The following is a 21,676-nucleotide window of genomic DNA, read 5'->3' as shown; positions in this document are numbered from 1 at the left end:
AGTCACAGGATCAGATCACGCAGTTCGTCAGGCATGGCGCCCGGTTGTTGTATGGCAGCCAGGTCAGCGGCGGAAACCGCATTCCAGGCATCTTCGTCCCACAGCTGGAACTTGTTCAGTTGGCCCACCAGCATTGCCCGCTTGTCGAGCTTTGCGTATTCGCGCAGACGCGGCGGAACCAGAAAACGACCACTGCCGTCGAGTTCGAGGTCGACGGCGTTACCAATCAATAAACGTTGCAGGCGACGGTTCTCTTCGCGAAGCGAAGGGAGTGCGCGCAGTTTGGTTTCGATAATTTCCCACTCATCGAGCGGGTAGACACACAAACACGGATCAACGGCGTCGATCGTCACGATCAACTGCCCGGAACTGCGCGAATCGAGCTCGTCACGGTACCGGCTCGGCATGGCGAGACGGCCCTTTGCATCGAGACTGATAGCGTTAGCTCCGCGAAACACGTCAGCGTTTCTCCATTTTTTAGCGTTTTGAGCTCAAAAAACCCACTTCATGCCACTTTCCGCCACTTGCGCACACTATAGGAATGCGCCCACCACACCGTCAAGGCGCGGATTAAAGGAAAACCCTTACAGAACGGAGATTTAGGAGCATAAAAGGAGAGGTAACGAGAATCTGACGGAGACTGGCGACCCATAACTTGAGACAGCACAGAAAGCTGCGCTCGAAAGTTAAAGTAATTTGTTAAGAGTAAGAATTTTTCGGTATTACAAAAGCGCTTCTGCTGTTGATTGAAGCGAGGTGGGAAATGGCTATTACTGCGTTTGCCGCTGCCGGTTTTCCAGCGCAGGCCTGCTGATAATAAACAGCCCTGTCGCTTTTAATTCAAGCAGGGAAAAGAAAAAGGTGGAGAGTCGATCTGTAAGCCGGGTTCTGTCTTGAACAGTCATTCGTCTACGATGGCCATCACTGGACATCTTTAGCAACCTACCCGGTCCCAGCGCGGGCCACGCCTTGGGACCCTATTTGGTCTTGCTCCAAGTGGGGTTTACCTAGCCACGAACTGTTGCCAGACGTGCGGTGCGCTCTTACCGCACCTTTTCACCCTTACCGGCGCCGAAGCGCTTAGGCGGTTATTTTCTGTGGCACTTTCCGTAGGCTCACGCCTCCCAGGCGTTACCTGGCACTTCGCCCTATGGAGCCCGGACTTTCCTCCCCCCTCTAATTTTCATAGAGGGCAGCGACTGTCCGATCGACTCTCCGCCGCGCAGGTTAACGGCAGAGCGGCCGAAGAACAAGCGCTAATAGCCGCAAGACCGGTCTGCGCGACGGGTTACGCACCCTTCTGTTTATCCAGCGCGACCTGATAAAGCACGTTTTTGCGCTCACCGGTGATTTGCGCCGCCAGCGCGGCGGCACGCTTGAGCGGCATCTCTTCGAGCAGCAGGTCGAGAATGCGCATCGCCTCGCTGCTGACCGCATCCTCCGACGCAGGCGCCGTCCAGCCAGCGACCAGCACCACACATTCGCCACGCTGCTGATTGCTGTCAGCTTCGACAAACCCGCGCAACTCGGCCAGCGGCAAGCCCTTGAGGGTTTCGAAGGTCTTGGTCAGCTCACGGGCGAGCAGCGCCGGACGATCAGCGCCAAACACTTCTTCCATATCCTGCAGGCACTCGAGGATGCGGTGTGGCGCTTCGTAGAAAATCAACGTACGCGGCTCTTCCTTGATCGCCTCCAGCCGCGCCTTGCGCCCCACAGCCTTGGCCGGCAGGAAGCCTTCGAAGATGAACCGATCGGATGGAAGGCCCGCCGCCGACAGCGCCGCGATCAACGCACACGCACCCGGCACCGGCACGACATTGATCCCCGCCGCGCGCGCCTGACGCACCAGGTGATAACCCGGATCGGAAATCAGCGGCGTGCCGGCATCGGAAATCAGCGCCACATTGTCCCCCGCCAGCAGGCGAGTAATGAAGCGGCTGCCCTCATCGCGCTCGTTGTGCTCATGACAGGCCGCCAGCGGCGTGGCGATACCGAAGTGTTGCATCAGGCGCTGGGAGTGGCGGGTGTCCTCGGCGGCGATCAGCGACACTTCACGCAGGATTTTCAACGCCCGGGCGCTGATGTCGTCCAGGTTGCCGATGGGCGTCGCCACCACATAAAGCGAGCCAGCAGCGGAATTCAAAGCACCTGGAGCAGTCAAAGCGCACACCTCATGGTCGGTAAAAGCCGCCATTGTAGCGCGTCACAAGCCTTGCGACGTGTCGGAGGCCGTCGCGGTTTTGCGCAGGGTTGTGCGGCGCCGCAACATTTGCTTCAGCTAAATTGACGGATTCACGCCAGTAACATCGCACCCCGGCCAGCGCTTGGGTACAATTCGACACTAATTTGATCGAGTATCAGGAACACTTACATGATCGCTTGCTTGCGGCTGTTCACTGCCCTCTGCCTCGCTGCCCTGTTGGCGGCCTGCGCCAGCTCTCCTTCCTCCAGCCTTGGCGAACTTCCACGGACTCCGGATGCCAGCATCGAGCAACTGCTCGAACAGGCCGCCCAGAGCAAGACCCCGGACAAGGCCGCCCTGTTGCGCCTGAGCGCGGCGGATCTGGCTTACCGTCAGGGCAATGCCGGGCAGTCCGCGCAGATCCTGCAACAAGTGCCGATGGATCAGCTCAAGCCGGGTCAGCAGGCCTTCGCCAGCACCCTCTCCGCCGAGCTGGCGATGACCCGCAATCAGCCGAAAGCCGCACTGGCCGCGCTGAACCACCCAAGCCTGCAAAACCTCAGCGAAATGTCTGGCGGGCTGCAAGTGCGTACCGGCCTGGTGCGCGCCCGCGCCCTCGAAGCCGACGGCCAGACCCTGGCCGCCGCCCGCGAGCGTGTCTTCATCGCGCCGATGCTCGAAGGCGAAGCCGCAAGCAAGAACCACGAAGCGATCTGGACCCTGATCGCCTCGCTGCCGACCGACCAACTGCAACCGAACAACACCGACGATCTGGGTGGCTGGATGAGCCTGGCCCTGGCGGTAAAAACCGCTGGCACCCTGGAGCAGCAGCAAGCCGCCATCGACACCTGGCGCTCGCAGCACCCTAAACACCCGGCCGCGATCAACCTGCCGCTGCCACTGACCAAACTCAAGGAACTGGCGAGCCAACCCCTGAGCAAGATCGCCCTGCTGCTGCCACAGGACGGCCAACTGGCCTCGGTCGGCAAAGCGCTGCGCGAAGGCTTCATGGCCGCCCACTACCAGGCACAACAGGCCGGCCAGAAGCCGCCAGCCATTGTGTTCTATGACAGCTCGAAACTGAGCAACCTCGACGAGTTCTACCGCAAGGCGCAGGCCGATGGCGTGCAACTGGTCGTTGGTCCGCTGGAAAAACCGCTGGTCAAGCAACTGAGCACTCGCCCGCAACTGCCGATCACCACCCTGGCGCTGAACTACAGCGAAGGCGAGCAAGGCCCGGCGCAGCTGTTCCAGTTCGGTCTGGCGGCGGAAGACGAAGCCCGTGAAGTGTCCCGTCGCGCCCGCGCCGACGGCCTGCACCGCGCCGCAATCATGGTGCCGAAAGGCGAATGGGGCGATCGTGTCCTGCGGGCGTTCAGCCAGGACTGGCAAGCCAACGGCGGCAGCATCGTTGCCACCGAACGGGTCGATCAGCCGGTGCAACTGGCCCAGCAGATCGCCGACATGTTCCAGCTGCGCCAGAGCGAAGCCCGCGCCAAGAGCCTGCAGAATGCCGCCGGCACCAACGTCGCCGCGCAGCCTTCGCGTCGCCAGGACATCGAATTCATCTTCCTCGCCGCGACGCCGCAACAGGCCCAGCAGATCAAGCCGACCCTGAACTTCCAGTACGCGGGCGACGTTCCGGTTTACGCGACGTCCCATGTGTTCAGTGCCAGCGGCGACGTCAACCAGTACAACGACATGAACGGCGTGCGCTTCTGCGAAACCCCGTGGCTGCTGGAAACCAGCGACCCACTGCGCCAGCAAGTCACCGCGCAATGGCCGCAAGCCGCCGGCAGCCTTGGCCGCCTGTACGCGATGGGTGTGGACGCCTATCGCCTGGCACCACGCCTGTCTCAACTCAAGGCGTTGCCGGACAGCCGCGTCGAAGGCCAGTCGGGCAGCCTCGGCATGACCCAGACCCAGCGCGTCGTGCGCCAACTGCCATGGGCACAGTTCGTCAACGGTCAGGTTCAGCGCCTGCCGGATACCCCGCGCTGATGCCCGACAGCTCGCACCTGCAAAGCGGCAAGGATGCCGAGCGCCAGGCGCTCGAGCATCTGCAACACCAGGGTCTGCGCCTGCTGGCGCAGAACTGGACCTGCAGACGCGGCGAGCTGGATCTGGTCATGCTTGATGGCGATACAGTAGTATTCGTCGAAGTTCGTTACCGCAAGAACACTCAATGGGGTGGCGCGCTCGATAGCATCGATGGGCGCAAACGGCAGAAACTGATTTTCGCCGCACAGTATTTTCTTCAGCGCGAATCGCGTTGGGCCAATTCCCCCTGCCGCTTCGACGTGGTGGCTATCGACAGTCACCAGGATCAGTTGAACTGGTTGCAGAATGCTTTCGACAGTTGATCGCCTGCACCGCCCCGGACATATTCACCCAACACTTTTGCTCTTTGCGTTGCGGGCTGCACATTCATGTGCCGGACAGCCGCGCTAATTAAGGTCACACAGATGGACATGCAATCCCGAATTCGCCAGCTCTTCCAGGCCAGCATCGACACCAAGCAACAGGCGATGGACGTACTTGCACCGCACATCGAGCAAGCCAGCCAAGTGATGGTCAACGCCCTGCTGAACGAAGGGAAAATGCTTTCGTGCGGCAACGGTGGCTCTGCCGGCGACGCCCAGCATTTCTCCTCCGAACTGCTCAACCGCTTCGAGCGCGAGCGTCCGAGCCTGCCGGCCATCGCCCTGACCACCGACAGTTCGACGATCACCTCGATCGCCAACGACTACAGCTACAACGAAGTGTTCTCCAAGCAGATCCGCGCCCTCGGCCAGCCGGGCGACGTTTTGCTGGCCATTTCGACCAGCGGTAACTCGGCGAACATTATTCAGGCGATCCAGGCCGCACATGATCGCGAAATGATTGTCGTAGCATTGACCGGACGCGACGGCGGCGGCATGGCCTCGCTGCTGCTGCCCGAAGACGTCGAGATTCGCGTTCCGGCCAACGTCACCGCACGTATTCAGGAAGTCCACTTGCTGGCGATCCATTGCCTTTGCGATCTGATCGACAGCCAACTGTTCGGGAGTGAAGAATGACCCCTAATCGCCTTGGCCTTCTGGCCTTGACCCTTTGCCTCGGCATCAGCGGCTGCACGTCGGTGGTGAATGCCAGCCGCGAAGCGCCGATCGAAGACGACCGTGGCACCCGCACCTTCGGCAGCAAGATCGATGACTCACTGATCGAAACCAAAGTCGGTGTCAACGTGGCCAAAGCCGACCCAGGCCTGGACAACGACTCGCACATCGTCGTCACCAGCTTCAACGGCGTGGTGCTGCTGGCCGGTCAGACCCCGCGTGCAGACCTCAAGGAAAAGGCCGAACAGGCTGCCGCCAACGTGCAACGCGTGAAGAAGGTGCATAACGAACTGCAAGTGATCGCACCCTCGAGCTTCCTCGCCCGCCAGAACGACTCGTGGCTGACGACCAAGATCAAAACCCAGATGCTGACTGACGCCAGCATTCCAGGCTCACGCATCAAGGTCGTGACCGAGAACGGCATCGTCTATCTGCTCGGCCTGCTGACCAAGCAGGAAGCCCAACAGGCGACCAATCTGGTGCAGGGCGTTTCCGGCGTGCAGAAGATTGTGAAGCTGTTCGAGTACATTGACTGAGCACTGCCCGCCCAATAAAAAAGGCGATCCGCAAGGATCGCCTTTTTTGTTACTTCACCACTTTCAGGCTTGGCCGGCCGCTTGGACGCGGCGGCTCACTGTCCGGTGGTGGCAGGTCATCATCGGACTCGATGTCGTCTTCGTCATCCATCGGCGACTCGAGATCGAAGACCATGCCCTGACCGTTTTCCCGGGCGTAGATACCCAGAATCGCGGCAATCGGCACGTACAGGCTGTGCGGGACACCACCGAAGCGACCTTCGAAAGTCACAACGTCGTTGTCCATGTGCAAATGGCGCACGGCACTGGGCGAAATGTTCAGGACAATCTGTCCGTCACTGGCGAAACCCTGCGGCACCTGTACCGCCGGGTATTCGGAATTGACCAGCATGTGCGGGGTGCAATCGTTATCCACAATCCACTCGTAGAGCGCGCGGACCAGATAAGGTCGACTGGAGTTCATAGCGGCTCCTTAAGCCTTAGCGCATGTCGCGTTCGACACCAGACAGACTCGCCTGGAAAGCCTCACGCGCAAACTGACGCTCCATGTAATCAAGCAGCGGCTTGGCGGGCCGCGGCAGTTCTATACCCAGAATCGGCAAACGCCAGAGTATTGGCAATAGGCAGCAATCCACCAGACTTTGTTCCTCACTGAGGAAAAACGGCTTGTCGGCAAACAGCGGCGACACGCCTGTCAGGCTTTCGCGCAATTCCTTGCGCGCCACGGCACGGGCCGCATCCTTGGTCTTGGGATCCAGAATCAAGTCCACCAGACCACACCAGTCGCGCTGGATACGGTGTATCAGCAGGCGGCTGTTGGCACGCGCCACCGGATAGACCGGCATCAACGGCGGATGCGGGTAACGCTCATCCAGATACTCCATCACCACGGTCGACTCCCACAGCGCCAGGTCGCGATCGACCAGGGTGGGCAGACTTCCGTAAGGGTTCACCTCAATCAGTTTAGGCGGCTGACGACCAGCCTCCACAAAAATGATCTCGGCGCTGACACCCTTCTCTGCAAGCACGATGCGTACTCGGTGGGAATAGTGGTCGGCGGGGTCGGAGTAACAGGCCAACCGATTGGTCACGCCCATGGCGATCCTCCTCGCTTGTTGAAATTGTCGGAGCCGGAAAAACGCGCGCGCCCAGAGGGCGTCTCCTGCAGGACCCGACTGACCAGGTCCTGCGTTTGCGGAGACGCCCTTGGGCGCGCGCGATTAAAACAGCAATTGCTTGAAGCGTATCAGTGCACGTCTTTCCAGTATTCACGCTTGAGCAGGTAGGCGAACACAAAGAAGAACGCCAGGTACAGCAAGACGTAAGTACCGATGCGCTGATGTTGCAGCTTAACCGGGTTAGCCGAGTAAGCCAGGAAGGTTACCAGATTCTTGACCTTCTCATCGAACTGCTCTTCGTTGAGCGTCCCGGATTTCGGCACGATGGTCAGTTGATCGCACGCTTCATGAGTCAGAGGCGTACCGGTCAGCGGATCATATTGCTTCTTGCCGTCTTCGACGATCTGCACCTGTTTGCAACCCACGACCTGACGACCTTGCAGGCCGACCAGCACGTTAGGCATGCCGACGTTCGGAAAGACCTTGTTGTTCACGCCCCATGGACGCGCAGGATCTTCATAGAACGAACGCAGGTAACCGTAAAGCCAGTCAGTGCCACGCACGCGAGCCACCAGGGTCAGGTCCGGTGGCGCGGCGCCGAACCAGGTCTTGGCATCGGCCGGTTGCATGCCGATATTCATGTGGTCGCCAATCTTGGCACCGGTGAACACCAGTTTTTCCAGCATCATTTCATGAGGAACGCCCAGATCATCGGCGACCCGCTCGTAACGCTGGAACTTGGCGCTGTGGCAGCCCATGCAGTAGTTGGCGAACGTGCGTGCGCCATCCTGAAGGGCAGCTTTGTCGGAAACATCGATATCGACTTTTTCCAGTTCCGGACCACCGTGTTCAGCCGCAAAGGACAGGACAGGCAACGCAGCAAAAATCAGTGCAAAAAATAACTTTTTCATCAGCCAGTCACCCTTTCCGGAACCGGTTTGGTCTTCTCGAGCCTGGTGTAGAAAGGCATCAGAATGAAGTAGGCGAAATACAGGAAGGTGCAAATCTGCGATACCAGCGTACGCTCCGGCGTCGGCGCCAGAACGCCCAGGATGCCGAGGATCACGAAGGAAATGCAGAACACCACCAGCCAGATCTTGCTCATCCAGCCCTTGTAGCGCATCGATTTGACCGGGCTGCGATCCAGCCACGGCAGGACGAACAGCACCGCAATCGCCGCGCCCATGGCGATGACGCCCATGAGTTTGTCCGGAACCGCACGCAAGATCGCGTAGAACGGCGTGAAGTACCAGACCGGAGCAATGTGCTCAGGCGTCTTGAACGGGTTGGCCTGTTCGAAGTTCGGTTTTTCGAGGAAATAACCGCCCATTTCCGGGAAGAAGAACACGATGAAACAGAAGATGAACAAGAACACCACCACGCCGACGATGTCTTTCACGGTGTAGTACGGGTGGAAGGCAATGCCGTCCAGCGGTACGCCGTTTTCGTCTTTGTGTTTCTTGATGTCCACGCCGTCCGGGTTGTTCGAACCGACTTCGTGCAGCGCCAGGATGTGCAGCACCACCAGACCGAGAATGACGATCGGCAGGGCAACCACGTGCAAGGCGAAGAAGCGGTTCAGGGTGATCCCGGAAATCAGATAGTCACCACGGATCCACTGGGTCAGGTCGTTGCCAATCACCGGAATGGCGCCGAACAGCGAGATGATGACCTGGGCACCCCAGTAGGACATCTGGCCCCATGGCAACAGATAACCCATGAAGGCTTCGGCCATCAGCGCCAGGTAGATCAGCATGCCGAACACCCACACCAGCTCGCGGGGTTTCTGGTACGAACCGTAGAGCAGGCCACGGAACATGTGCAGATAGACCACGATGAAGAACGCCGAGGCGCCGGTGGAGTGCAAAAGACGCAGGATCGAGCCGTACTCGACGTCGCGCATGATGTATTCGACGGAAGCGAACGCCTCTTCTGCCGACGGGGTGTAGCTCATGGTCAGCCAGACACCGGTGACGATCTGGTTGACCAGAACGAGCAGCGCCAGGGAACCGAAGAAGTAGAAGAAGTTGAAGTTTTTTGGCGCGTAATACTTGCTGAGATGGTCTTCCCACATTTTGGTGGCGGGGAAGCGTGCATCAACCCAATCCATGAACTTGCTCATCACGCTTTCTCCGTATCGACGCCAATGACGATCAGCTCATCGGTCTCATAGGAATGCGGGGGTACTGGCAGGTTCAAAGGCGCAGGTTGCGACTTGTAGACGCGGCCAGCCAGATCGTAGTGGGAACCGTGGCAAGGGCAGAAATAGCCGCCTACCCAGTCTTTGCCCAGATCCGCGGGTGCCACTTCGGGACGGAAGGTCGGAGAGCAACCCAGGTGTGTGCAGATCCCGATCAGCAGCAGGATTTCCGGCTTGATCGAACGCACTTCAGGGTCGACATAGGTGGGTTGCGTGGAGTTTTTGGAGGTTGGATCGGAGAGCTGGCCCTCGATCTTCTTGAGATTCCCCAGGATTTCCGGAGTACGGCGGACAATGAACACCGGCTGGCCGCGCCACTCAGCAATCATCTGCTGTCCCGGCTCGATTTTGCTGACATTCACCTTCACCGGCGCACCGGCGGCTTTCGCCTTGGCACTTGGAACCCATGACCCCACGAACGGTATCGCAGCCCCCACCGCTCCAGCAGCACCCACCACGGATGTGGCTGCTACCAAGAAGCGACGCCGGCCTGCATTCACGCCGTCATTGCTCATTCAGTCCTCTCCCATCAGCTTTGTGGCCTGTTAAATCAGGCATCTACTAAATAAAACTATGTACTTATAAAAATTTTGCCGAATGGTAATGAAAACCCCCAATTCTGACAAGGGAATTACCGGAAGCCCAGGCCCCCAAGCCTTGTAGTATAGGGGGTCTACGAATGTGGCAAGTTGTCACAGCGCAATTCTTTGATAAATCGCACGCATAAAAAAACGCCCGATTCCGCAAGGAATCGGGCGTTCTTTTTGAACGTGGAAGCGGAATTAACGCTTCGAGTACTGCGGACGCTTACGCGCTTTACGCAGACCAACTTTCTTACGTTCAACTTCACGGGCGTCGCGAGTAACGAAGCCAGCTTTGCGCAGAGCGCTACGCAGGGTTTCGTCGTAGTCCATCAGGGCACGAGTGATGCCGTGACGGATTGCGCCAGCCTGACCGCTCACACCACCGCCGATAACGGTAACGTAGATGTCGAATTTCTCGACGGTCTGGGTCAGTTCCAGCGGCTGACGAACTACCATGCGGGCAGTTTCGCGACCGAAGAACGTGTCCAGAGTGCGGTTGTTGATGGAGATTTTACCGGTACCTGGACGCAGGAAAACGCGTGCGGTTGCGGTCTTGCGACGGCCAGTGCCGTAATTTTGAGTCGCCGACATAATGAACTATTCCGTTAAATCTTCAGTTCTTGGGGCTGCTGAGCAGTATGAGGGTGAGCAGCGCCCGCATAGACTTTCAGCTTACGGTACATGTCGCGACCCAGCGGGTTCTTAGGCAGCATGCCTTTAACCGCGGTCTCGATCACGCGCTCAGGGGCTTTGGCGATCAGCTTTTCGAAGTTGATCGACTTGATGCCGCCCGGGAAACCGGAGTGGGAGTAGTACATTTTGTCGCTGGTTTTAGCGCCGGTTACACGGATTTGCTCGGCGTTGATTACGACGATGTAGTCGCCGGTGTCAACGTGAGGAGTGTACTCAGGCTTGTGCTTGCCACGCAGGCGGCTCGCGATTTCGGTGGCCAGACGACCCAGGGTCTGACCAGCAGCGTCGACGACAAACCAGTCGCGCTTTACTGTTTCCGGTTTAGCAGTAAAAGTTTTCATTCTTTATAGCCTCAGGGGCCGCCTGTAAATAAGACGGCGGATCTTACTGAATAGTGCGTACTTTGACAAGTCAAAGGCAGCCGGATACAGACGCTTTCGGGGGCTCGGGTCGGCGCGTCCGTTCAACGGCAAGATTCTTCGGCGGCGGCGCATCACTTCCACTGCAGAAAGAGGTCGGCAATTATGCAGATTGCGAAAAAATTTTCAACCTGCTTTTATGATTGTTTTGCCCAAGGAGCACCCGATGGACTATCGCCAGCTAGGCCGTACCGACCTGAACGTGAGTGCAATCTGCCTCGGCACCATGACCTGGGGCGAGCAAAACACCGAAGCTGAAGCCTTCACCCAGATCGAGCGGGCCAAGGAAGCCGGGATCAATTTCATCGACACCGCCGAGATGTACCCGGTGCCGCCAAAGGCCGACACCTACGCCACAACCGAGCGCTACATCGGCAACTACTTCAAGAGTCGCGGCGATCGTGCCGACTGGATCCTGGCGAGCAAGATCGCCGGCCCCGGCAACACCATCGACTACATCCGCGACAAAAACCTGCGCCACAACCGCCAGCACATCACCGAGGCGGTGGACGCCAGCCTCAAGCGCCTGCAGACCGACTACATCGACCTCTACCAGTTGCACTGGCCGGAGCGCAGCACCAACTTCTTCGGCCAACTCGGCTACAAGCACAAGATCGAGGCCAACCTCACCCCGCTCGAAGACACCCTCGACGCGCTGGATGAACAGGTGCGCGCCGGCAAGATCCGTCACATCGGCCTGTCCAACGAAACCCCGTGGGGCACCATGCGCTTCCTGGCCCTGGCCGAAGCCCGTGGCTGGCCGCGCGCGGTGTCGATCCAGAACCCGTACAACCTGCTCAACCGCAGCTTCGAGGTGGGCCTGGCGGAAATCGCCATCCGCGAACAGTGCGGCCTGCTCGCCTATTCGCCCCTGGCGTTCGGTTTCCTCTCGGGCAAGTACGAAGGGGGCGCGCGCCCGCCGAAAGGCCGCCTGAGCCTCTACAGCCGCTTCAGCCGCTACTTCAACCCGCAATCGGAAGCGGCGTGCAGCCGTTACGTGGCACTGGCCCGGGAACACGGTCTGGACCCGGCGCAAATGGCCCTGGCCTTCGTCACCCAGCAACCGTTCGTCACCAGCAACATCATTGGCGCAACCACCCTGGAGCAACTGGACAGCAACATCGCCAGTTTCGACCTGAAGCTGTCGGATGAGGTGCTGGCGGGGATCGAGGCGATTCACAAGGATCACCCGAACCCGGCGCCTTGATCGGCCGGTAAACCACCTTCGCAAGCGAGCCCGCTGCCATGGGGTCACTCTGGACTCCGTGGCAGCGGGTTTGCGCCAAGACCACTGCAAAACTCAAAGCGAGCGCGCAATGATCTCCTTCATGATTTCATTGGTGCCGGCATAGATCCGCTGCACCCGCGCATCCGCCCACGCCCGGGCCACCGGGTATTCCCACATGAACCCGTAGCCGCCGTGCAGTTGCACGCATTCGTCGAGCACCTTGCATTGCAGATCGGTGCCCCAGTATTTGGCCATTGCCGCCGTCGGCACGTCGAGCTTGCCTTGCAGGTGCAGCTCCAGGCAGCGATCGACGAAGACCCGGCCGATCTGAATCTCGGTCGCCATCTCCGCCAGTTTGAAACGGGTGTTCTGGAAGTCGGCGATTGCCTTGCCGAACGCCTTGCGGTCACGGGTGTAATCCAGCGTCCATTGCAGCGCCGCCTCGGCCGAAGCCAGACCGCCAATCGCTACGGTCAGGCGCTCCTGCGGCAGCTCCTGCATCAAGTACGCAAAGCCCATTCCAGCCTGCCCCAGCAGGTTTTCCTTTGGCACGCGCACATCCTGGAAGAACAATTCCGACGTGTCCTGGGCCTTCATTCCGACCTTCTCCAGGCGCTTGCCCTTGTCGAAGCCCGGCGTATTCGCCTCCACCAGAAACAGGCTGGTGCCTTTCGCCCCGGCCTTCGGATCGGTCTTGGCGACAACGATCACCAGGTCGGCCAGATAGCCGTTGGTGATGAAGGTCTTCGAGCCATTGATCACGTATTCGTCGCCGTCCAGCACCGCTGTGGTCTTGACCCCTTGCAGATCGGAACCGGCGCCCGGCTCGGTCATCGCGATGGCCGTGACCATCTCGCCACTGACCAGTTTCGGCAGGTATTTGTGTTTCAGCGACTCACTGCCGTAATGCAGGATGTACGGCGCGACGATGTCCGAATGCAGGGAGAAACCGATACCGGTCAGACCGAGACGACCGACCTCCTCGATCACCACCGCACTGTAGAGAAAATCCGCCCCCAGACCGCCGTACTCCTCGGGCAGGTGCGAGCAGAGCATCCCCGCCTCCCCCGCCTTGTTCCACAGCTTGCGGTCGATGTAGCCCTGTTTTTCCCATTGCCCATGGAACGGCACCGCCTCCTTTTCGAGGAATGTTCGGACGCTGTCGCGGAACAATTCGTGCTCTGGGCTGAACAAGGTTCTGGGAATCATGCGGCACCTTTTCTTTATTGTTGGACGGATCAGACCTTCAGAGACTATGCCTTGCTTCCGATACAGGACACTGGACACACCCGACAAAAAATAAGACGATCCAGCCGTCTGGTGACCACTTTCCCTTATAAAAACAAAAGTTGAATTATGTCCAAGCAAGTCTCCACGCCCTTGCGGCGCGTCAGCATCCTGGCAATCGACCGGGTTTTCGCTTCCACCCTCATGCAAGCCAAGGATTTCTTCCATCTGGCCAGCCTGCGTTACGGCAAACAACTGGGCCACGGCCTGACTCCGGCGTTCGAAACACGCCTGGTCAGCCCCGACGGCAAACCGGTGAACAGCTTCAGTGACGTGGTCATGCCGGTGGACGGCGGCCTGGAAAACGCCGACGTGATCATCCTCCCGGCCTTCTGGGATGACTTCGATACGCTGTGCAAACGTTATCCACAGATCCTGCCCTGGCTGCGCGAGCAACATGCCCGTGGCGCCGTGCTGTGCGGCGAAGCCACCGGCGTGTTCTGGCTGGCCGAGGCCGGCCTGCTCAATGGCAAGGAAGCGACCACCTACTGGCGTTTCTTCAATGCATTCGCCGAGCGTTTCCCACGGGTACAACTCAATCAGGACAAGCATCTGACCGATGCCGACAACCTGTATTGCGCTGGCGGCACCACCTCGGCCTGCGACCTGTACATCTACCTGATCGAACGCTTCTGCGGCGCCAACGTGGCGCAAGCCGTGGCCCGCGACATTCTCTATGAAGTGCAGCGCAGCTACTCGCCGGGACGCATCGGTTTTGGCGGGCAGAAGCTGCACCAGGACGTGATCATTCTGCAGATCCAGCATTGGCTCGAAGAGCACTTCGCCGACAAGTTCCGCTTCGAAGACGTGGCGCGCGAGCATGGAATGAGCATCCGCAACTTCATGCGCCGCTTCCAGACCGCCACCGGCGACAAGCCGCTGCACTACCTGCAGCGGCTGCGCATCGAAACCGCCAAGGGCCTGCTGTCCGGCAGCCGCAAGAGCATCAAGACCATCAGCTACGAAGTCGGTTACGACGACGCCAGCTTCTTCGCGCGATTGTTCCGCCAGCACACCGAACTGTCGCCGAACCAGTATCGGCAGCAGTTTCAGCAGGCTGCCTGACCCCCGCCCATAAAAAAGGGCCTGCATGTGCAGGCCCTTTTTTCATTTCACGAATCGTCTCAAGGCTTGTGCGCCCGGGACAGGAATTCATGGGATTGCATTTCCAGCAGGCGGCTCAGCGTACGCTGGAACTCGAACGTCAGACGTCCGCCGGTGTACAGGTCTTTCAACTCGACTTCGGCAGAAATGATCAGCTTGACGTTGCGGTCGTAGAACTCGTCGACCATGTTGATGAAGCGCCGGGCGATGTCGTCGGTGGCGACGCTCATCTGCTCGACGCCGCTGAGCAACACGGCGTGGAAGATCTTGCCCAGTTCGATGTAGTCGTTCTGGCTGCGCGGGCCGTCGCACAGTTCGCGGAAGTCGAACCAGGCCACGTCGTCGCAAGTGCGCAAGGCGCGGATTTCGCGGTTTTCGACGATCAGCACGTCATTTTCGACGGCGGCGGTGCATTCAGGCGTCAGCGCGCGGAAGCTCTTGCGCAGGCTTTCGTGGGCCGCTTCGTCGAGTGGATAGTGGAACAGCTCTGCTTGTTCGAGGTGACGCAGGCGATAGTCGACGCCGCTGTCGACGTTGACGATCTCGGTGTTCTGCTTGATCAGCGCGATGGCCGGCAGGAAGCGCGCGCGTTGCAGGCCGTCCTTGTACAAGCCGTCCGGCACGATGTTCGAAGTCGCGACCAGGGTCACGCCGTTCTTGAACAGTTCTTCCATCAGCGTGCCGAGGATCATGGCGTCGGTGATGTCGGATACGAAGAATTCATCGAAGCAGATGACTCGCGACTCGGTCGCAAAGCGCTTGGCGATGATGGTTAGCGGGTTTTTCTCGCCACCCAGGGTTTTCATTTCTTCGTGTACGCGCTTCATGAAGCGGTGGAAGTGCGTGCGCGTCTTTTCCTTGAACGGCAACGCTTCGAAGAAGGTGTCCACCAGGTAAGTCTTGCCGCGACCGACGCCGCCCCAGAAGTACAGACCCTTGACCGGCGTCTGATCCTTTTTGCCAAACAGCTTGCCCAGCAAACCCGGCTTGTTCTGCTCGGCCGCGATCAGATCGTCGTACAGCCGCTGCAAATGACGCACGGCAGTTTCCTGCGCGGCGTCATGGAAGAAGTCCGGGCGTTTCAGATCAGCTTGATATCGTTCTAGGGGCGTCATAATTCGTTAGCAAGGCAACAAAAACGGGCCGTCACTGTAGCGATGGCCCGTGGGAATGGCAATCGGCCCTTGGTCGGGCCGAACCGTTGATTATTCCTGAACCGGTGTCAGAGCGATCCGCAAAGCCTCGATCGCCGCATCCCGCGCCGCGCTGTCAGCGAACGCCGGGCTGTCGCCGACGCATTCGCCTTCCAGCCAGATGCCAAAGCTCAGTTCTTCACTACGCACATCCAGCGGCTGGCCGGATTGCAGTTGCTTGGTCACCTGCCCGGCAGCCTTGCCATCAGCGAAGTTGCGCGACAACAGCAGTTGTTCGCCATCGGCGGCCAGCAGACGGAAGCGGAAACTGCCGTCGTCTTCACGGAAGCTGACGAAACGCGCGGCTTTCGCGGCCTTCTTCTTGGTGGTCGCAGCAACCTGCACGTGACTGACGAAAGAACGCAGGCCGACCGCTTCACGCAGCTCGTTGAGAAATGGCGTTGCCACCGCACGGGCCTTTTTGGCGCCGTGTTGCAGGATGTCTTCCAGATCCGCCGGACGTTCGATCAGTTGCTGATAACGCTCGCGGGACTCGCCCAGTTCGTTGTCGAGCAACTGAAACAGACGATTCTTCGCCTCACCCCAGCCCAGACCCTGCAACAGTTCGCTGCGGAATTCGTCGGCCTGCGCCGCAGTGGCGAACGCCTGGAACAGCGTGAACAGATGCGAGTTGTCCGGATCCTTGGCTTCGCCCGGTGCGCGGGAGTCGGTGACGATCCGCGAGATCGCGTCCTTCATGTCCTTGGCACTGGAGAACAGCGGGATGGTGTTGTCGTAGCTCTTGGACATCTTGCGACCGTCGAGGCCTGGCAGCGTGGCAACGCTTTCCTCGATCAGCGCCTCGGGCATGGTGAAGAACTCCTTGCCCTGGCCAAACAGGTGGTTGAAGCGCTGGCCGATGTCGCGGGCCATTTCCACGTGCTGGATCTGGTCACGACCGACCGGCACCTTGTGCGCGTTGAACATCAGGATGTCCGCCGCCATCAGCACCGGGTAGCTGTAGAGGCCCATGGTGATGCCGGCGTCCGGGTCTTCACCGGTTTCGACGTTCTTGTCCACCGAAGCCTTGTAGGCGTGGGCGCGGTTGAGCAGGCCCTTGGCGGCCACGCAGGTCAGCAGCCAGGTCAGCTCGGGAATTTCCGGGATATCGGACTGACGGTAGAACGTCACGCGGTCGACATCCAGGCCACCGGCCAGCCAGGTCGCGGCGATTTCCAGACGCGAGCGCTGGATGCGCAGCGGGTCATCGCACTTGATCAGGGCGTGGTAGTCGGCCAGGAAGTAGAACGAATCGGCATTGCTGTCACGGCTGGCGACGATCGCCGGGCGGATGGCGCCGGCGTAGTTGCCCAGGTGCGGCGTGCCGGTGGTGGTGATGCCGGTGAGGATGCGGGTACGGTTCGTCATGGGTAATCGCTTGTCAGACTGCAATCAATTCGAGAGACGCGGCAGGATCAGATCCTTGAGATCGGTCAGCTTGCCATGAAAAAAGTGTCCGCATTCTGCCACTTTCAGCAGCTCATGGGGGCGCTGGAGTTGTTCGGACCATTGGTAAACCAGCTGTGGATCGATAACTTCGTCGGTTTCCGGCTGGATCACGGTCAAGTCGCCCCGTTGCGGCAGTTGATCCTGATCGCCCAGGCGCATCACCGCCGGCGCGACCATGAACAGGTGCTTGAGCTGCACGCCTTGCGCTTCGAGACGGCCGCCGAGACTTGCGGCAACAAATCCGCCGAAGGAAAAACCGAACAGGGTCAGCGGCAGATCCGGGTGTTTTTCCAGCAGCCATGCAGCGGCAGCCTGGGCATCGTCGACTTCACCGCTGCCCATGTCATGGGAGCCTTCGCTGGCGCCGACCCCGCGATAGTTGAAGCGCAGGGTGATCAGGCCGGCGTCGCGCGCGGTGCGTTGCAGGGTCGAGACGACCTTGTTGAGCATAGTGCCGCCCTGCACCGGGTTCGGGTGGCAGATCAGCGCGATGCCGCGCGGCTGCTCGCTGTCGAGGTATAAGGCTTCAAGTTGACCGACTGGGCCGGCAATCACTACAGGGGTTTCACGCATCAGCAAGGAAGGAACTCCGTGACCTCGAATCGGGTCGACTCGTCTAGCAAATTGTCTGTGCCAATCTATTGCGAGTGAATCGCGGTATACAGCGCAGGTTCGAGCCGTTAACGTAAAGCAAAGCCGTTTATAGAGGAAGGACTCGTGGAACACTCGCTCTTAGTTTGGTTGTTACCGACTCTTGCCCTGGTTGTGGGTGTCGCCATTGGATTCCTGATCGCACGCGTTGCGCCGAACGCCGCGCCGAGCCGCACGCAGCGTCAACTGGACGATATTCAGGAACGTTTCGACAGTTATCAGAACGAAGTGGTCACCCACTTCAACAGCACCGCCAATCTGGTCAAGAAACTGACCCAGAGCTATCAGGAAGTGCAGGATCATCTCGCCGAGGGCGCCAACCGTCTGGCCCTGGACGAGCAGACCCGTCAACGCCTGCTGGCGTCTCTGCACTCCGAAGCGGCACAAGCGCCACGCGAGCGCCTGACGCCACCGCGCGACCAGGAACCGCCGCGCGACTACGCGCCGAAAGCCCCGAATTCCCCGGGCATGCTCGACGAGCATTACGGCCTGAAGAAGTAATCAGCCTTCGCGCCAACAAAAAGCCCCCGGACAAGCACTTGTCCGGGGGCTTTTTGTATCTGCTGATTTTTTTCGGGCACACCACGCATCGGAATGCTCTGCCCATGTGGGAGCAGGTTTGCTCGCGAAAGCGCCAGAACCGGCGCCACAAAAAAATGCCCGACCACCAGGGATCGGGCATTTCTCATTCAGGCTGGCGGTTACGGATACTGCTGAACCGTACCTGGCTGCTGTTGCTGACCACCATACTGCTGGCCCGGAATCGCCTTCAGGTTGACCTCGACCCGACGGTTCTGTGCCCGGCCATTGACGTCGGCGTTGCTGGCAATCGGATTATCCGGGCCAGCGCCACGGGCCGACAGGTTGGCACCGCTGACACCTTGCGAGGTCAGGTAGGTCGCCACGCTCTGCGCACGACGCTGGGACAGGTCCATGTTGTGCTGGCGAGCACCGGTGCTGTCGGTGTAACCAACGATCTCGATCTGGTTCTGGTTGAACTCTTTCAGCGAGTTGGCCAGGTTGTTCAGCGGCTGATAGAAGCTCGAAGCGATGTTCGCCGAATCGGTGGCGAAGGTGATGTTGCCCGGCATGATCAGCTTGATCTGGTCGCCCTGACGCTGCACTTCAACCCCGGTGTTGGCCATGCTGGCGCGCAGTTTCTTTTCCTGCTGGTCGGCGTAGTAGCCGTAACCGGCCGCCGAAGCACCGACCACCGCCGCGCCGATCAAGGCGCCCTTGCCACGGTTATTGTGATCGATGGCAGCACCGGCCAATGCGCCGGCCAGCGCGCCGAGGCCGCCGTACTTGGCGGTTTTGCTCATGCCCTGGGAGCCACCGTCGGCCTGGCCCTGATTGTCATACGGGTTGGGCGAGGCGCAGCCGGACAATACGGCCACGGCAGTAGCGACAATAATCAAACGACGCGTGGTGAACATGGAGTGCTCCTACATTTTGCATTCTGTGGTGCAGCGGCCATTGGCAATTGGCCCGTGCGGGCGTTGGATCATGACAATGCACAAAAATTCCGCTGGGCACCCGTGACAAAATGTTTAGGCGCGCACAAACGGGTTTTCGCGCATCTCGTCGCCCAGACGCGTATCCGGACCATGCCCGGCGATGACTGTCGCGTCTTCGTCCAGGGTGTACAGCCGCTGCTTGATCGAACGCACGATGGTGGCCTGATCACCGCCCCACAAATCCGTGCGCCCTACTCCGCGCCGGAACAGCGTGTCGCCGGCAATCAACAGCTTAGCCTCGGAAAACCAAAAGCTCATGGAACCCGGGGTGTGTCCGGGCGTGTGCAGCGCAACGCCGCAGCCGCAGGCCAGTTCTTCATCGTCGCTCAACCAGCGATCCGGTGAAGGCACGGGGGTGTAAGGCACTCCGAACATCTGGCACTGCATCTCGAGATTGTCCCAGAGGAACTGATCTTCCTTGTGCAGGTGCAGGGTCGCACCGGTTTTCTCTTTCATCTGCCCCGACGCCAGGAAGTGATCGAGGTGAGCGTGTGTGTGAATGATGCTGACCACCTTCAGGCCCAGTGCATCGAGGCGCGCCATGATCAGATCCGGGTTGCCGCCCGGATCGACGACGATGGCCTTTTTGGTGATCGGGTCGCCAATGATCGTGCAGTTGCACTGCAACGGGCCGACAGGGAAGGTTTCACGGATAAGCGCAGGGCTTGGGGCAGACATGGGAGAGAGATCCTGGACAGACGGCGTTGACTTTCGCCTCAGGATTCTACGCCAAGCGCCGACACAGGGGCCGGGACATTTATTTGGCGTCATTAATCGGAAAGTGATGGCCAAGTGATGTCATTCGTAACGTTTCTGATGCAAAATCGCGCTTTTTTGTAGCGGTCGCATTCGGGAAGGGCCGCAGCGCACTCAGGAAACTCGCATGCCTACACCTTCGTCGTACTCCTTCACTTTCACCTCATCGATGACTGGCAACAAATACGTCGACAGTCTGATCGCAGGTTCTTACTGGCTGGGTTCGAACTGGAGCCCGCTGGGGCCGACCAATCTCAGCTACAGCTTCATGGCCCCGAACACCTCTTACTTCGTCACCAACTACAGCCCGGATAATGAATACAACGCGCTGTACGAGCTGACGTCGGGGCAGAAAAGTGCGATTACCGATGCCTTGGGCAACTGGAGTGCGGTCGCCAATCTGAATTTCACGTTGACCTCCGACGACATCAACAATGTCGGTGACTTGCGTTTCGGCGGTTATCGGTTGATGGATGACAAGACCGCTGCCTGGGCCTATTTCCCCGCCAACTCGCCGGTAGCCGGTGACGTCTGGATCGGCCCGCAGACCAACGATGCCAATCCGGGTAAAGGCTCTTACGACTATCTGACGTTCGTTCATGAAATCGGCCACGCCCTGGGACTCAAACATCCCTTCGATGTGAGTGCAACCAACAAGACACTGCTGGATCCGGCACTGGACGATGTGCACTTCACAGTGATGAGCTACAACAGCAACTATTCGTATCAGCCCACCACGCCGATGCTCCTCGACATCCTCGCGATCCAGAGTCTCTATGGCGCCAACACGCTGTGGCAAACCGGCGACAACGTTTACAAGTGGGCAGCGAATCAATCGGTTTTCGAGACCATCTGGGATGCCGGCGGCAACGACACCATTGATGGAAGCAACCAGCTTGCTGCCGTCAGCATCAATTTGAATGAAGGAGCCTTCAGCCAGATTGGCAAGAACTTCATTGATTACAACAGCTGGACCTCCATCCATGACGGGCTGGCGATTGCCTACGGTGCGAAGATCGAAAACGCCATCGGCTCGGCATTCAACGACACTCTGACGGGTAACGCGCTGGACAACTTCCTCGACGGCCAGGCTGGTGCAGACACTCTGATCGGTGGCACAGGCAATGACACTTATGTTGTCGACAACAGTGCAGACGTGATTATTGAAACCAGCGCACTGGCCACGGAAATCGACACCGTCCGCGCATCGGTCGACTGGGTGCTCGGTGCAAATCTGGAAAACCTCACCCTCACTGGCAGCGCCAACCTCACTGCCACTGGCAACACCCTGAACAACGTCCTGACCGGCAACGCCGGCAACAACAGCCTGCTCGGCGGCCTGGGCGCCGATACCATGATCGGCGGCGCCGGCGACGACATCTACGGCGTAGAGAACGTCAACGACGTGGTTGTCGAACTGGAAGGCGAAGGTCGTGACCTGATCAGAACCAAAGTCAGCTACACCCTGTCGGCCAACGTCGAAGACGGCACCATGCTCGACAGCGCCGACCTGACCCTGACCGGCAACTCGCTGGACAACGTCCTGACCGGCAACGCCGGCAACAACAGCCTGCTCGGCGGCCTGGGCGCCGACACCATGATCGGTGGTGCCGGCAACGACATCTACGGCGTGGAGAACGTCAACGATGTCGTCGTCGAAC

The 21,676-nt window shown here is 59.4% G+C and carries 23 protein-coding genes and 1 other RNA gene; 8 read left to right on the top strand and 16 right to left on the bottom strand.

From position 1 onward, the window contains the following. Nucleotides 1-2: 2 nt before the first annotated feature. The 3 genes from mraZ to rsmI all read right to left on the bottom strand — a co-directional run bounded on the left by mraZ (nt 3) and on the right by rsmI (nt 2,194). Entirely contained in the window at nt 3-458 is a 456-nt protein-coding gene (mraZ, locus tag N8H74_RS09630) for a division/cell wall cluster transcriptional repressor MraZ (RefSeq protein WP_007917012.1), read from the bottom strand. A 403-nt stretch (nt 459-861) separates the two neighbouring features. Beyond that, nucleotides 862-1,215: RNase P RNA component class A (rnpB, locus tag N8H74_RS09625), an RNA gene on the bottom strand. 73 nt (nt 1,216-1,288) lie between these two features. Continuing rightward, nucleotides 1,289-2,194 carry a 16S rRNA (cytidine(1402)-2'-O)-methyltransferase gene (gene rsmI / locus N8H74_RS09620; protein ID WP_262147174.1) on the bottom strand — a complete coding sequence of 302 codons (906 nt, stop codon included), beginning with the start codon at nt 2,192-2,194 and terminating at the stop codon, nt 1,289-1,291. Nucleotides 2,195-2,371: 177 nt separating this feature from the next. Between rsmI and N8H74_RS09615 the strand changes: the two genes are divergently transcribed. From N8H74_RS09615 to N8H74_RS09600, 4 genes are all read left to right on the top strand, one after another. Next, nucleotides 2,372-4,183 (top strand): penicillin-binding protein activator, encoded by a 1,812-nt coding sequence (locus N8H74_RS09615; protein ID WP_217833888.1) that lies wholly within the window; start codon nt 2,372-2,374, stop codon nt 4,181-4,183. Continuing rightward, nucleotides 4,183-4,545, top strand: a complete 363-nt coding sequence (locus tag N8H74_RS09610) for a YraN family protein (protein ID WP_217833887.1) — start codon at nt 4,183-4,185, stop codon at nt 4,543-4,545. Before N8H74_RS09615 ends, N8H74_RS09610 begins: the two co-directional genes overlap by 1 nt. 102 nt (nt 4,546-4,647) lie before the next feature. Then, the gene (locus N8H74_RS09605; protein ID WP_007928463.1) at nt 4,648-5,241 is read left to right on the top strand and encodes a phosphoheptose isomerase; all 594 of its coding nucleotides are present in this window, start codon (nt 4,648-4,650) and stop codon (nt 5,239-5,241) included. Beyond that, on the top strand, nt 5,238-5,816 hold the full coding sequence (locus N8H74_RS09600) for a BON domain-containing protein (protein WP_217833886.1): 579 nt from the start codon (nt 5,238-5,240) through the stop codon (nt 5,814-5,816). The genes N8H74_RS09605 and N8H74_RS09600 overlap by 4 nt, the downstream gene beginning before the upstream one ends. A 49-nt stretch (nt 5,817-5,865) precedes the next feature. Here the strand turns inward: N8H74_RS09600 and N8H74_RS09595 are convergent, their stop codons facing one another. The 7 genes from N8H74_RS09595 to rplM form a co-directional block, all read right to left on the bottom strand. Next, nucleotides 5,866-6,279, bottom strand: a complete 414-nt coding sequence (locus tag N8H74_RS09595) for a ClpXP protease specificity-enhancing factor (RefSeq protein WP_217833885.1) — start codon at nt 6,277-6,279, stop codon at nt 5,866-5,868. 16 nt (nt 6,280-6,295) lie between these two features. Continuing rightward, nucleotides 6,296-6,913 carry a glutathione S-transferase N-terminal domain-containing protein gene (locus tag N8H74_RS09590; protein WP_217833884.1) on the bottom strand — a complete coding sequence of 206 codons (618 nt, stop codon included), beginning with the start codon at nt 6,911-6,913 and terminating at the stop codon, nt 6,296-6,298. 149 nt (nt 6,914-7,062) lie between these two features. Beyond that, nucleotides 7,063-7,845, bottom strand: a complete 783-nt coding sequence (locus tag N8H74_RS09585; protein ID WP_217833883.1) for a cytochrome c1 — start codon at nt 7,843-7,845, stop codon at nt 7,063-7,065. After that, complete coding sequence (locus N8H74_RS09580; RefSeq protein ID WP_065261493.1) at nt 7,845-9,056, bottom strand: cytochrome bc complex cytochrome b subunit; 1,212 nt, start codon at nt 9,054-9,056, stop codon at nt 7,845-7,847. The genes N8H74_RS09585 and N8H74_RS09580 overlap by 1 nt, the downstream gene beginning before the upstream one ends. Further along, on the bottom strand, nt 9,056-9,649 hold the full coding sequence (gene petA, locus N8H74_RS09575; RefSeq protein ID WP_217833882.1) for a ubiquinol-cytochrome c reductase iron-sulfur subunit: 594 nt from the start codon (nt 9,647-9,649) through the stop codon (nt 9,056-9,058). Before petA ends, N8H74_RS09580 begins: the two co-directional genes overlap by 1 nt. 267 nt (nt 9,650-9,916) lie before the next feature. Beyond that, the gene (rpsI, locus tag N8H74_RS09570) at nt 9,917-10,309 is read right to left on the bottom strand and encodes a 30S ribosomal protein S9 (RefSeq protein WP_217833881.1); all 393 of its coding nucleotides are present in this window, start codon (nt 10,307-10,309) and stop codon (nt 9,917-9,919) included. 14 nt (nt 10,310-10,323) lie between these two features. Beyond that, nucleotides 10,324-10,752: a 50S ribosomal protein L13 gene (gene rplM / locus N8H74_RS09565; RefSeq protein ID WP_110964818.1), complete on the bottom strand. Its 429-nt coding sequence runs from the start codon at nt 10,750-10,752 to the stop codon at nt 10,324-10,326. Nucleotides 10,753-10,996: 244 nt separating this feature from the next. On the opposite strand from rplM, the gene N8H74_RS09560 reads away from it, so the two are divergent. After that, nucleotides 10,997-12,037, top strand: coding sequence for an NADP(H)-dependent aldo-keto reductase (locus tag N8H74_RS09560; RefSeq protein WP_262147129.1), 1,041 nt, complete (start codon nt 10,997-10,999; stop codon nt 12,035-12,037). A gap of 93 nt (nt 12,038-12,130) precedes the next feature. Here the strand turns inward: N8H74_RS09560 and N8H74_RS09555 are convergent, their stop codons facing one another. Then, a complete protein-coding gene (locus tag N8H74_RS09555) occupies nt 12,131-13,267 on the bottom strand; it encodes an acyl-CoA dehydrogenase family protein (protein WP_262147128.1) in 1,137 nt (378 codons plus the stop codon). A 246-nt stretch (nt 13,268-13,513) separates the two neighbouring features. Here N8H74_RS09555 and N8H74_RS09550 point away from each other — a divergent pair, with 246 nt between their 5' ends. Further along, entirely contained in the window at nt 13,514-14,410 is an 897-nt protein-coding gene (locus N8H74_RS09550) for a GlxA family transcriptional regulator (RefSeq protein WP_217833910.1), read from the top strand. A gap of 59 nt (nt 14,411-14,469) precedes the next feature. On the opposite strand, the gene zapE is transcribed toward N8H74_RS09550, so the two are convergent. The 3 genes from zapE to N8H74_RS09535 all read right to left on the bottom strand — a co-directional run bounded on the left by zapE (nt 14,470) and on the right by N8H74_RS09535 (nt 17,664). Further along, nucleotides 14,470-15,564 (bottom strand): cell division protein ZapE, encoded by a 1,095-nt coding sequence (gene zapE / locus N8H74_RS09545; RefSeq protein ID WP_217833878.1) that lies wholly within the window; start codon nt 15,562-15,564, stop codon nt 14,470-14,472. A 90-nt stretch (nt 15,565-15,654) separates the two neighbouring features. Further along, on the bottom strand, nt 15,655-17,010 hold the full coding sequence (locus N8H74_RS09540; RefSeq protein WP_262147127.1) for a tryptophan--tRNA ligase: 1,356 nt from the start codon (nt 17,008-17,010) through the stop codon (nt 15,655-15,657). Between the two features lie 24 nt (nt 17,011-17,034). Next, nucleotides 17,035-17,664: an alpha/beta fold hydrolase gene (locus N8H74_RS09535; protein ID WP_217833909.1), complete on the bottom strand. Its 630-nt coding sequence runs from the start codon at nt 17,662-17,664 to the stop codon at nt 17,035-17,037. Nucleotides 17,665-17,808: 144 nt separating this feature from the next. Here N8H74_RS09535 and N8H74_RS09530 point away from each other — a divergent pair, with 144 nt between their 5' ends. Next, entirely contained in the window at nt 17,809-18,243 is a 435-nt protein-coding gene (locus N8H74_RS09530) for a DUF1043 family protein (RefSeq protein WP_217833876.1), read from the top strand. Between the two features lie 200 nt (nt 18,244-18,443). On the opposite strand, the gene N8H74_RS09525 is transcribed toward N8H74_RS09530, so the two are convergent. Together N8H74_RS09525 and N8H74_RS09520 are read right to left on the bottom strand one after the other, a co-directional pair. Beyond that, nucleotides 18,444-19,178 (bottom strand): OmpA family protein, encoded by a 735-nt coding sequence (locus tag N8H74_RS09525; RefSeq protein ID WP_217833875.1) that lies wholly within the window; start codon nt 19,176-19,178, stop codon nt 18,444-18,446. 114 nt (nt 19,179-19,292) lie between these two features. Beyond that, nucleotides 19,293-19,937: an MBL fold metallo-hydrolase gene (locus N8H74_RS09520; protein ID WP_217833874.1), complete on the bottom strand. Its 645-nt coding sequence runs from the start codon at nt 19,935-19,937 to the stop codon at nt 19,293-19,295. Nucleotides 19,938-20,142: 205 nt separating this feature from the next. Here N8H74_RS09520 and N8H74_RS29280 point away from each other — a divergent pair. Next, the coding region (locus N8H74_RS29280; protein ID WP_279309305.1) for a M10 family metallopeptidase C-terminal domain-containing protein at nt 20,143-21,676 on the top strand (1,534 nt) is incomplete at its 3' end.

This window comes from Pseudomonas sp. B2M1-30 (assembly GCF_025447575.1).
In the GTDB taxonomy this organism is placed as follows: domain Bacteria; phylum Pseudomonadota; class Gammaproteobacteria; order Pseudomonadales; family Pseudomonadaceae; genus Aquipseudomonas; species Aquipseudomonas botevensis.
The sequence above is the reverse complement of the archived record's forward strand: the minus strand, read 5'-3'. Positions and strand labels throughout refer to the sequence as shown.